General features: G+C 63.6%; 11 protein-coding genes. 4 read left to right on the top strand and 7 right to left on the bottom strand.

The window, feature by feature from the left end; genetic code table 11:
- Window positions 1-147 precede the first annotated feature (147 nt).
- A complete protein-coding gene (gene fabA, locus WCE05_RS15745; RefSeq protein WP_028690473.1) occupies window positions 148-663 on the top strand; it encodes a 3-hydroxyacyl-[acyl-carrier-protein] dehydratase FabA in 516 nt (171 codons plus the stop codon).
- Window positions 664-674: 11 nt separating this feature from the next.
- Window positions 675-1895: a beta-ketoacyl-ACP synthase I gene (gene fabB, locus WCE05_RS15740; protein ID WP_225790397.1), complete on the top strand. Its 1221-nt coding sequence runs from the start codon at window positions 675-677 to the stop codon at window positions 1893-1895.
- A 121-nt stretch (window positions 1896-2016) separates the two neighbouring features.
- Here the strand turns inward: fabB and WCE05_RS15735 are convergent, their stop codons facing one another.
- Window positions 2017-3021: an amidohydrolase family protein gene (locus tag WCE05_RS15735; RefSeq protein ID WP_368816153.1), complete on the bottom strand. Its 1005-nt coding sequence runs from the start codon at window positions 3019-3021 to the stop codon at window positions 2017-2019.
- Between the two features lie 117 nt (window positions 3022-3138).
- Here WCE05_RS15735 and WCE05_RS15730 point away from each other — a divergent pair, with 117 nt between their 5' ends.
- The gene (locus WCE05_RS15730) at window positions 3139-4002 is read left to right on the top strand and encodes a pirin family protein (protein ID WP_253081564.1); all 864 of its coding nucleotides are present in this window, start codon (window positions 3139-3141) and stop codon (window positions 4000-4002) included.
- A gap of 33 nt (window positions 4003-4035) precedes the next feature.
- Here the strand turns inward: WCE05_RS15730 and WCE05_RS15725 are convergent, their stop codons facing one another.
- The 4 genes from WCE05_RS15725 to WCE05_RS15710 form a co-directional block, all read right to left on the bottom strand.
- Window positions 4036-4761, bottom strand: a complete 726-nt coding sequence (locus WCE05_RS15725; protein ID WP_368816152.1) for a dienelactone hydrolase family protein — start codon at window positions 4759-4761, stop codon at window positions 4036-4038.
- 57 nt (window positions 4762-4818) lie between these two features.
- Window positions 4819-6726 (bottom strand): molecular chaperone HtpG, encoded by a 1908-nt coding sequence (gene htpG / locus WCE05_RS15720; RefSeq protein WP_225790393.1) that lies wholly within the window; start codon window positions 6724-6726, stop codon window positions 4819-4821.
- Window positions 6727-6821: 95 nt separating this feature from the next.
- Complete coding sequence (locus WCE05_RS15715; RefSeq protein WP_225790392.1) at window positions 6822-7280, bottom strand: PaaI family thioesterase; 459 nt, start codon at window positions 7278-7280, stop codon at window positions 6822-6824.
- A complete protein-coding gene (locus WCE05_RS15710; protein ID WP_253081562.1) occupies window positions 7277-7753 on the bottom strand; it encodes a PaaI family thioesterase in 477 nt (158 codons plus the stop codon). The genes WCE05_RS15715 and WCE05_RS15710 overlap by 4 nt, the downstream gene beginning before the upstream one ends.
- Window positions 7754-7910: 157 nt before the next feature.
- Here WCE05_RS15710 and WCE05_RS15705 point away from each other — a divergent pair, with 157 nt between their 5' ends.
- Window positions 7911-8213, top strand: a complete 303-nt coding sequence (locus tag WCE05_RS15705; protein WP_225790390.1) for a hypothetical protein — start codon at window positions 7911-7913, stop codon at window positions 8211-8213.
- Between the two features lie 66 nt (window positions 8214-8279).
- Here WCE05_RS15705 and WCE05_RS15700 read toward each other — a convergent pair whose 3' ends face one another.
- Together WCE05_RS15700 and brnQ are read right to left on the bottom strand one after the other, a co-directional pair.
- The gene (locus tag WCE05_RS15700) at window positions 8280-9029 is read right to left on the bottom strand and encodes a DUF599 domain-containing protein (RefSeq protein ID WP_253091003.1); all 750 of its coding nucleotides are present in this window, start codon (window positions 9027-9029) and stop codon (window positions 8280-8282) included.
- 282 nt (window positions 9030-9311) lie between these two features.
- Window positions 9312-10625 (bottom strand): branched-chain amino acid transport system II carrier protein, encoded by a 1314-nt coding sequence (brnQ, locus tag WCE05_RS15695; protein WP_225790388.1) that lies wholly within the window; start codon window positions 10623-10625, stop codon window positions 9312-9314.
- Window positions 10626-10815 lie beyond the last annotated feature (190 nt).

Genomic DNA, 10815 nt, shown 5'->3' with positions numbered 1-10815 from the left:
TGCACACCTGTACTTCTTTTGCCAGGTGCGCTGTGACTTTCACCACAACGCAATAGTCTACCTGTAGGCTGCCGCCCCGGACTCAGAGGGTTCCGGGCCGGCCGGGAAGATTCATCCCCTGCCGCAGGGGGTTATTGAGGAGCTCGCATGACCAAACAACACGCCTTTACTCGGGAAGACCTGCTGCGCTGCAGTCGCGGTGAGCTGTTCGGCCCCGGTAATGCGCAACTGCCCGCCCCGAACATGCTGATGGTCGATCGCATTACCCATATCAGCGAGGAAGGCGGCAAGTTCGGCAAAGGTGAATTGGTCGCCGAGCTGGATATCAATCCGGACCTGTGGTTCTTCGCCTGCCACTTCGAAGGCGATCCGGTCATGCCGGGCTGCCTGGGCCTGGACGCCATGTGGCAGCTGGTCGGTTTCTTCCTCGGCTGGCAGGGCCTGCCGGGCCGTGGCCGTGCGCTGGGCTCAGGTGAAGTGAAGTTCTTCGGCCAGGTCCTGCCGGAAGCGAAGAAGGTCACCTACAACATTCACATCAAGCGCGTCCTGAAGGGCAAGCTGAACATGGCCATCGCCGATGGCTCGGTCAGCGTCGATGGCCGCGAGATCTACACCGCCGAAGGCCTGCGGGTCGGCGTGTTCACCTCCACTGACAATTTCTAAGGGTTATTCGCATGCGCCGCGTCGTTATCACTGGTCTGGGCATCGTATCGTGCCTGGGCAATGACAAAGCTACCGTCACCGAAAACCTGCGCAAGAGCCGTCCGGGCATTCGTTTCAACCCGGAATACAAGGAAATGGGGCTGCGTAGCCAGGTTTCCGGTTCCATCGACCTCAACCTCGAAGAACTGATCGACCGCAAGGTCTTCCGCTTCGTCGGCCACGCCGCCGCCTATGCCTACCTGGCCATGGAACAGGCGATCAAGGACTCGGGCCTGACCGAAGAACAGGTGTCCAACCCGCGCACCGGCCTGATCGCCGGCAGCGGCGGCGCCTCGACCCTGAACCAGATGGAAGCGCTGGACATCCTGCGCGAGAAGGGCGTCAAGCGTGTCGGCCCGTACCGCGTCACCCGTACCATGAGCAGCACCGTCTCGGCGTGCCTGGCCACGCCGTTCAAGATCAAGGGCCTGAACTACTCCATCGCCTCGGCCTGCGCCACCAGCGCACACTGCATCGGCACCGCCATGGAGCAGATCCAGATGGGCAAGCAGGACATCGTCTTCGCCGGCGGCGGTGAAGAAGAGCACTGGAGCCAGTCGTTCCTGTTCGACGCCATGGGCGCCCTGTCCACCAAGCGCAACGAGACGCCGGAGCTGGCCTCGCGCGCCTACGACGCCGACCGTGATGGCTTCGTCATCGCGGGTGGTGGTGGCATGGTGGTGGTCGAGGAGCTGGAACACGCCCTGGCCCGTGGCGCCAAGATCTATGCCGAGATCGTCGGCTACGGCGCCACTTCCGACGGCTACGACATGGTCGCCCCGAGCGGCGAAGGCGCGATCCGCTGCATGCAGCAGGCGCTGTCCACCGTCGACGCCCCGATCGACTACCTGAACACCCACGGCACCTCGACCCCGGTCGGCGATGTCGCCGAGATCAAGGGCGTTCGCGAAGTGTTCGGCGACAAGGCACCGAAGATCAGCTCGACCAAGAGCCTGTCCGGCCACTCCCTGGGCGCCGCCGGTGTCCACGAAGCGATCTACTGCCTGCTGATGATGGAAAACAACTTCATCGCCGGCTCCGCCAACATCGACGAGCTGGACCCGGAAGTCGCCGACATGCCGATCCTGTGCAAGACCGAGGAAAACGCCAAGGTCGACACCGTCATGAGCAACAGCTTCGGCTTCGGTGGCACCAACGCCACCCTGGTGCTCAAGCGCTGGCAGGGCAAGTGATGCCTTGAAGGCCTGTTGAAAACGCCCCGACCGGTTCGGGGCGTTTTCTTTTGTACCGCCTCCCAGGCCGCCCTCACAGCCTGTGCGGGGCCGCTTCGCGCCCCAATACCATCCAGACCGCTCAATGCCCTTTGGGCAGTACCGCCAGGAAATTGCCCCGCGCCACCTTGTCCGCCACCTCTGGCGGCAAGGCATCCAGGAACGGGTCGAAGGCGTGCATCTGCTCCCCCAGGCTGGAGAACCGCCCGACCACATCGGACCCTAGCATGAAACGATCGGGAAACCGTTTCACGAGCTCGACCCAAGCCTGCCTGGGCTTACCCTGCCCATCCAGCAGGTAGGGCTCCAGCACGCTCCAGGACAGGTCGACATACAGGTTCGGATAGTCCTCCAGCAGCCGACCCAGCAGCGGCAGGAGGAAGTTCATGCGCGTCTGGTGGCGGTGGATCTCCATGCTGGTCCCGGCATGGGCCCAGATGAAGCGGGTATGCGGATGGTTACGCAGCGGCTCCTCGATTTCCGCCAGGTACAGCGGATTACGCTCGCGCTTGGAAGTGACGTTGGAGTGGATCAATACCGGCAGGTCACGCTCAGCCGCCAGGTGGTAGATCCGGGTCATGGCCTCGTTGTTGGCCCTGGGGGTGTCGCCGGTGGTCAGGGCGGTGAGGTCGTCGTGGCGGGTGAAGACCTCGCCGATCCCCTGCCAGAGCCCGGGATACAGGTCGAGCATGCGCTCGATATGGCTGACGGCGTTCTTGTCCACCGGGTTGAAGCCACTGAGAAACGGATGGAAGCGACGCCGTTGCTCCGGCGGCAGGCGCTCCAGGGCGGCCGCCACATAAACATCGGTAGCGCTGTACCAGTAGGCATCGGCATCATCCCCGGCGTAATAGCGTGGGCGCTTGGGCTCATCCTCGTGCCATTTCTTGGCCACCGGGATGCCCGAGATCATCGATTGCTCGATCCCCGCCTCGTCCATGGCCTTGAGCAAGGCCGGCATGCCCTCGCTCTCCTGGAAGAAATCGACGTAATGCAAGTGGGCGTCACTGTAGCGGTAGTCACGTGCCTGCGCGGCCAGGCACAGCCCTCCAGACAACAGCAAGCAGGCCAGTGCTCTGGCGATCATGGGCAGCTTCCTTCTCCAAGTACGAACAGAGTAGACCGGCAAGCACAGCGGACGGTTCAGCGACGGCCGCCAACCCGCTATGCTTGGGGCATCCACCGCCTTGCCTGGAGCCCTGTCATGAGCAGCCCACTGGTCATCCACCCACGCGCCGAATCGGTCGAGGGCCAGCCCATCCTGCGTCCGCTGCCTTCGGCCCAATGCCGCAGCGTCGGCCCCTTCGTGTTCTTCGACCACATGCTGGAGACCGACTACGCACCGGGCAGCGGCATGGACATCCGCCAGCACCCGCACATCGGCCTGTCGACCCTGACCTACCTGTTCGAGGGCGAGATCCTGCACAAGGACAGCCTGGGCTCCGAGCAACGCGTGCTGCCCGGCGAGGTCAGCTGGATGACCGCCGGCCGCGGTGTCGCCCATGTCGAACGCACTCCCGTGGACAGCGTGGCCGCAGGGTCGCGCCTGCATGGCCTGCAGGTCTGGCTGGCATCGCCACGCGAGGCCGAGCAGGGACCGGCCAGCTACAGCCACCACCCAGCGGACAGCCTGCCGGTCAGCGACAGCCTCGGTGTGCGCATCTGCATGATCGCCGGCGAAGGTTTCTGCCTGCGATCCCCAGTACCGGTGCTCTCCCCTACCCTCTACGCCCATGTGCGGATGCAGCCGGCCACGACCCTGAACGTGCCGACGGAGCATGCGCAGCGTGCCCTGTACCTGCTCGATGGTGAACTGCTGCTCGGAGAGGATGAGGTCGACCCGTGCAGCCTGGTCGTGCTGCCGGAGGGCGAAGAGGTGACGCTGTACGCGCAAAGCGAATGCCAGCTGGTGCTGATCGGCGGCGCACCACTGGATGGGCCACGGCGGATGAACTGGAACTTCGTAGCCAGCGATCCGGAGCTGATCGAACAGGCCCGTGCGCGCTGGGCGGCGGGTGACTGGCCCAGGGTGCCGGGGGAGACTTCGCGGATCGAATTGCCTCGGTGACGAGGGGCCGCTGCGCGGCCCCACCCTGGCACCTCAGCCCTGGAAGACCTCCGCCAGCAGGTTGTGCATGGCACGGAAGGCCCGCTCCGAGGTACGCCGGTCATACTGCATCTTGCCCGGCACGTTCGCCCCAGGATCGGTGAACGAATGCACCGCCCCACCATAGCTGACCAGTTGCCAGTCGACCTTGGCGGCGCTCATCTCATCCTCGAAGGCCGGCAACTGCTCCTTGGCCACCAATGGGTCGGACGCCCCGTGCAGCACCAGCACCGAACCCTGGATACGCTTGGCATCGGCCGGGTTCGGCGTGTCCAGGGTGCCGTGGAAGGAGACCGTGGCCTTGAGGTCGGCCCCGGCACGGGCCAGTTCCAGGGCGCAACAGCCACCGAAGCAGAAACCGAAAGCCGCCACCTTGCCCGGCTCCAGCAGCGCCTTCGATTGCCCCAGCAATTGCGCCAGGGCTTCTTCCATGCGCTTGCGCAGCTCGCCGCGATCGTTCTTCAGCGGCATCATCGCCGCCCCCGCCTCATCGGGGTTGGATGGCCGCACCGATTGCCCATACAGGTCGGCGATCAGCACCACATAGCCTTTCTCGGCCACTTCCTTGGCGATCCGCTCGGCACCCTCGCCAATCCCCATCCAGTTCGGCGCCATCACCAGGCCCGGCTGGGGCAACGCGCCCGGCGTGTAGACCAGGCGGCTCTCATAAGCCTTGCCCGACAGGTGATAGACCAGCGACTCGGCGATTACCTTGCTCATCAAACCCTCCTTGCACCATGAAAAAAGCCCGCCGAAGCGGGCTTTCCTTGCATCAACTCAAGCAGACAGCTCGACCAGCAGCTTGTTCAGGCGACGAACGTAGGCCGCCGGATCCTTCAGGCTGTCACCGGCCGCCAGGGCCGCCTGGTCGAACAGGATGTGCGACAGCTCGGCGAAGCGATCCTCGCTCTGCTCGTTGTCCAGCTTCTCGATCAGCGGGTGGCCCGGGTTGAACTCGAAGATCGGCTTGGCTTCCGGTACCTTCTGCCCGCTGGCTTCGAGGATCTGGCGCATCTGCAGGCCCAGGTCCTGTTCGCCGATGGCCAGGATCGCCGGCGAGTCGGTCAGGCGGTGAGAGACCCGCACCTCGGCGACGCTGTCGCCCAGCGCGGTCTTCAGGCGCTCGACCAGGCCTTCCTTCTCCTTGGCAATCTCTTCCTGGGCTTTCTTGTCTTCTTCGGAATCCAACTGGCCCAGGTCCAGGTCGCCGCGGGCGACATCGACGAAGCCCTTGCCGTCGAACTCGTTGAGGTAGCTCATCAGCCACTCGTCGATGCGGTCGGTCAGCAGCAGGACCTCGATGCCCTTCTTGCGGAAGACTTCCAGGTGCGGGCTGTTCTTGACCTGCGCGTAGGTTTCGCCGGTCAGGTAGTAGATCTTGTCCTGGCCTTCCTTGGCGCGGGCCAGGTAGTCGGCCAGGGCGACGCTCTGCTCGCCACTGTCGTCATGAGTGGAGGCAAAGCGCAACAGGCCGGCGATCTTCTCCTTGTTGGCGAAGTCCTCGGCCGGGCCCTCTTTCATCACCTGACCGAAGTTCTTCCAGAAGCCCTTGTACTGCTCGGGCTCGTTCTTCGCCAGCTTCTCCAGCATGTCCAGCACGCGCTTGGTCAGGGCCGTCTTCATCGAATCGATGATCGGGTCCTTCTGCAAGATCTCGCGGGAGACGTTCAGCGACAGGTCGTTGGAGTCGACCACACCCTTGATGAAACGCAGGTACAGCGGCAGGAACGACTCGGCCTGGTCCATGATGAACACGCGCTGCACGTACAGTTTCAGGCCGCGTGGCGCTTCGCGCTGGTACAGGTCGAACGGCGCACGGGCCGGCACGTACAGCAGCGAGTTGTATTCCAGCTTGCCTTCGACCTTGTTGTGGCTCCAGGCCAGCGGGTTCTCGAAGTCGTGGGCGATGTGCTTGTAGAACTCCTGGTACTCCTCGTCCTTGACCTCGGTGCGCGGACGGGTCCACAGGGCGCTGGCGCGGTTGACGGTTTCCCATTCCTGGGCCGGCTGCTCCTCGCCCTCGGCGGCCGCAGGCTGCTGCTTGGGCAGCTCGATCGGCAGGGCGATGTGGTCGGAGTATTTCTTGACGATGTTGCGCAGGCGCCAGCCGTCGGCGAACTCTTCCTCGCCCTTCTTCAGGTGCAGGACGATACGGGTGCCGCGCTGGGGCTTGTCGACGGTGGCGACTTCGAACTCGCCCTCACCCTTGGACGACCAGTGCACGCCCTCGGCGGCTGGCAAGCCGGCGCGACGGCTGAAGACGTCGACCTTGTCGGCGACGATGAACGCCGAATAGAAGCCGACGCCGAACTGGCCGATCAGGTGCGAGTCCTTCTTCTGGTCACCGGTCAGGCTCTTCATGAAGTCGGCGGTGCCGGACTTGGCGATGGTGCCCAGGTGGGTGATGACGTCCTCGCGGCTCATGCCGATACCGTTGTCCTCGAGGGTCACGGTGCCGGCGTCCTTGTCGAAGCTCACGCGGATCTTCAGATCGGCATCGCCCTCGAGCAGTTCAGGCTTGGCCAGGGCCTCGAAACGCAGCTTGTCGGCGGCGTCGGAGGCGTTGGAGATCAGTTCGCGCAGGAAGATCTCCTTGTTCGAGTACAGCGAATGGATCATGAGGTGCAGCAGTTGCTTCACCTCGGTCTGGAAGCCCAGGGTTTCTTTTTGAGTCTCCACACTCATGGTCTTCAAAACTCCGATCTGATTGCAGTTGTCGCCTGGCGGCCGCGGTGGCCTGCGTTGAATGGCGGATGTCCTGCAGATGGGGGCTCGCCTGGCTATTTCAAGGGCTTTTCCGGTTCGATCTTGAAATGGGCCCGGGCAGTGGCGATCGGCGAGTCGCGATCGCCCTGCCAGGCGGTGATGGCGACGTTGGTCACCCGGCGGCCCTGGCGCCACAGCTGGCACTGGGCGAAAGTGTCGCGGTAGTGCCCGGCCCGCAGGTAATCGATGGAGAAGTCGATGATCTTCGGGATACTGGCGCTTTCGCTGTAGATCAGCAGGTACAGCGCCGCCGACAGCTCCATGAAGCCTGCGATCACGCCGCCATGGATCGCTGGCAGCAATGGGTTGCCGATGTTGTCCTGGCTGGCAGGCAGGCGGAACAGCAGGTCGTCGCCCTGGCGCTCGCATTCGATGCCGATCAGCCCGGCATAGGGGATCAACGCCAGCAAGGGCCGGTAGTCACCGACGGCATGGGCCTGGTTGAGACGTTCGCGGACATCCCGTGGAATCATGCCCTGCCCTCCTTGAGGCTGTTGCCGAAATGGATTCCGCCCTTGACCTGCGAGCCCAAGCGCATGAAGGTGCCGACCACCTGGCAGATCGGCTGCGCGGGGTCGTCCTGGTAGGCCGTGCCACGGGTGAAGATCACGTCGCGGGTCACCCGGTAGCATTGGGCATGGCCGAAGATGTCCTTGCCCGCCTGGGCCGGATGCATGTAGTCGATGCGCAGGTCGAGGGTCGGGCAGACTTCGAAGCGCGGCAGCGCGCACAAGGTCGCCATGCCGCAGGTGGTGTCCATCAGCGTGGTCAGGGCGCCGCCATGGACGGCGCCAGTCTGCGGGTTGCCGACGATCGCCGGCGACCAGGGCAGAACCAGGGTCATGCCGTCGGCATCGGCATGATGCACACGCATCTGCAACAGCTGGCAATGTTTCAAGGCCGACAAGAAACGTTCGGCCATGGCCATCAAGGTCGTATCGGTCATCTGCGGCTATTTCCGTGATCGATTTCACAGCGGCATGAAAACGGTGAAAAGTCCATATAGATCCGCGTGTTATATATCTGACATGTTTGCGGAACTTATTCCGCTTACTTGAACTCGAAGGAACAAGTCAGTTATTCCACCAAGGAGAGACACCCCCATGCGTAAACCTTTTGCTTTTGCTCTGATGCTGGCCGCTGCCATGGGTCTGGCCGCTTGCGACAAAGCGAGCGAGGACAAAGCCCAGGACGCACAGCAACACGCCGAGCAAGCCCAGGAGAAGATGGGCGAAGCTCAGGATAAGATGAACGAGGCCGCCAAGGAAAACGCCGAAGCCGCCAAAGATCAGGCCGAAGCGCAGCAGAAGGCCGCCGAGGAAGCCGCCCCGGCTACGCCGGCTCCGGAAACCGCACCTGCCACCCCTGCTCCGGACACCGCGCCGACCGAGCCAGCCAAGCAGTAAGCGGCACATACAAAAAAACCCGACATTGTCGGGTTTTTTTGTGCCTGGCGCTTTAGATGAAACGCTTCAGTTAATGCTACCGGTACTTTCCTTGCCCGCGTCCTGCGGTACATGTTCCGTCGGCGTGAAGACCATGACGTCCAGTACATCGGAGTGGAATTCCCGGCGATAGAGGATAAATACCACACCAACGCTCATGGCCATGAACAGCCATGGGCTGATGAACCAGCTCAACATGGCCATGCCGAAATAATACGAACGCAGGCCGAAGTTGAACTGGTTGGCTGCCAGCGACAATACCCGGGCCGCCCGCGATGCGAATGCCTTGCGCTCCAGTTCGTTGACCTGGCGCTCACCGACCATGGGCGCCGAGCCGACCAGCACGGCGGCGAAGTTGTACTGGCGCATGCACCAACTGAAAGTGAAGAAGGCATAGACGAACACCATCGCCAGGCACAGCAGCTTGATTTCCGACATCCCCTGGGAGGCCTGCTGTACCAGCGGCAGGTCCGCCAGCAGCGACAACGCCCGGTCCGAGGCGCCCAGCACGGTGAGGATGCCGGCCAGGATGATCAGCGTACTGGAGGCGAAGAACGAGGCATTGCGCTCCAGGTTGCCGATCACGCTGGCGTCGGCGATGCGGTTGTCGCGCAGCAGCATGCGGCGCATCCAGTCTTCCCGGTAGAGGTGCAGCACACTGGCCAGGCAGGCGGTGTCACGGCCTTTCCAGATGGCATAGCGGGTGTAGCCGCCCCAGCAAAGGGCGAACCAGCAAACCGCCAGCAGGTTGCTCAGATTGCTTTGTATGAAGCTCATGCAGGCTCCTGATCGTTCCGGTGCACAGAATGATATAGACCGGCTTTCGACGCTCGGTCGACGGAAAAGGCACGCCTTGGTCGTAAAAAATCCAGGAGGAGATGGGGTTAAGACTGTCAGGCACCCTACCGGGGCCGCCCCGCGCGCCAATGTTGCTAACCGACCGGTATTGGGACCTGCGATGAAAAAACCCCGTGCCCTTGCGGACACGGGGTTTCGGTCTCGACCATCGACGGGCGCCCTTCGGCTTGTGGCCGGCGCCCACCTGACGGTGTCAACGCATCACGCCAGCGCCTCGCGCGGCTTGCCGAGCATACGGTCGCAGGCCACGGCAGCGGCCAGGGTGATCACCGACGGCACCAACCAGGCCAGGCCCTGCTCGCTCAGCGGCAGGTGCGCCATGGCATCCGGCAGGAGGTGCGCCAGGCTGCTGCCCTTGATCGCATCGACCATGCCGAACAGCAGGGATACCAGCATCACCGGCGCCAGGATGCGCACCGGCGAGTTCCACAGCTCCTTGCAGAAGCTCAGGCCCACCACCACGATGCAGGGCGGGTAGATGGCGGTCAGCACCGGGATCGAGAACAGGATCAGCTTGGTCAGGCCCAGGTTGGAGATCAGCAGCGAGAAACCAGCGAGAATCACCACCAGCGCACGGTACGACAGCGGCAGGATCTGGCTGAAGTACTCCGCGCAAGCGCAGGTCAGGCCGACCGCGGTGACCAGGCAGGCCAGGGCGATCAGCACGGCCAGGAAGCCGCTGCCCAGCGAGCCGAAGGTGTGCTGCACGTAGGCATGCAGAACCGCCGCGCCGTTGGTGGCGCCCATGGCGATGTCATGGCTGCCGGCACCCAGGCGGAACAGGCTGATGTACACCAGGGCCAGGCCCACACCGGCGATCAGGCCCGCGATGATGGCGTAGCGGGTGATCAGCTTCGGCGACTCGACGCCCCGGGAACGGATGGCGTTGACGATGACGATGCCGAAGACCAGCGCACCCAGGGTGTCCATGGTCAGGTAGCCGTTGATGAAGCCCTGGGAGAACGGTGAGGCCACGTAGGCCGGTTGCGCCTCGCCGATGGTCCCGGCCGGCAACGCGAAGGCAGCGATGCCCAGCACGGCCAGGGCGATGATCTTCAGCGGCGCGAGGAAGCGGCCGACGGTGTCGAGCAGCTTGCCCGGGTACATGGACACCGCCAGCACCACCAGGAAATACACCAGGCTGTAGATGAACAACGCCAGCGGGCTTTCACCGGTCAGCGGCGCCACGCCCACCTCGAAGGACACGGTGGCGGTGCGTGGAGTGGCGAACAGCGGGCCGACCGACAGGTAGCACACGGCAGCCAGCAGGCCGCCGAAGAACTTGCCGATCGGGCTGCTCAGGGCGTCCATGCCGCCACCGACCTTGGCCAGGGCGACCACGGTGATGACCGGCAGGCCAACGGCCGTGACCAAAAAGCCCAGTGCCGCCATCCACACGTGCGGACCGGCTTGCAGACCGACGATGGGCGGGAAGATGATATTGCCAGCGCCGACGAACAGCGCGAACGTCATAAAGCCAAGCGCCAGGATGTCCTGGCCTTTCAACACTTTCATTTAAGGAAGTACCACACTGCTGAAATCGGGATTCGTGAGGGGATTTCCCCATGGGTCGGGGGAAATGCTGCCCGGCTTGATGAGCCAGACCCGTTTAGCGTGTCGTTCCCTTTTGGGGTACGGGCACAGAGTGAGCGCGTAGGGTAACCGTTTTACCCAGCAAACGCACTGGTACAGTCGTGCTTGTCCG

The organism is Pseudomonas sp. I2 (genome assembly GCF_040984075.1).
In the GTDB taxonomy this organism is placed as follows: Bacteria; Pseudomonadota; Gammaproteobacteria; order Pseudomonadales; family Pseudomonadaceae; genus Aquipseudomonas; species Aquipseudomonas guariconensis_B.
Note: the sequence above shows the minus strand (reverse complement) of the source record. Positions and strands in the feature narration are given on the sequence as shown.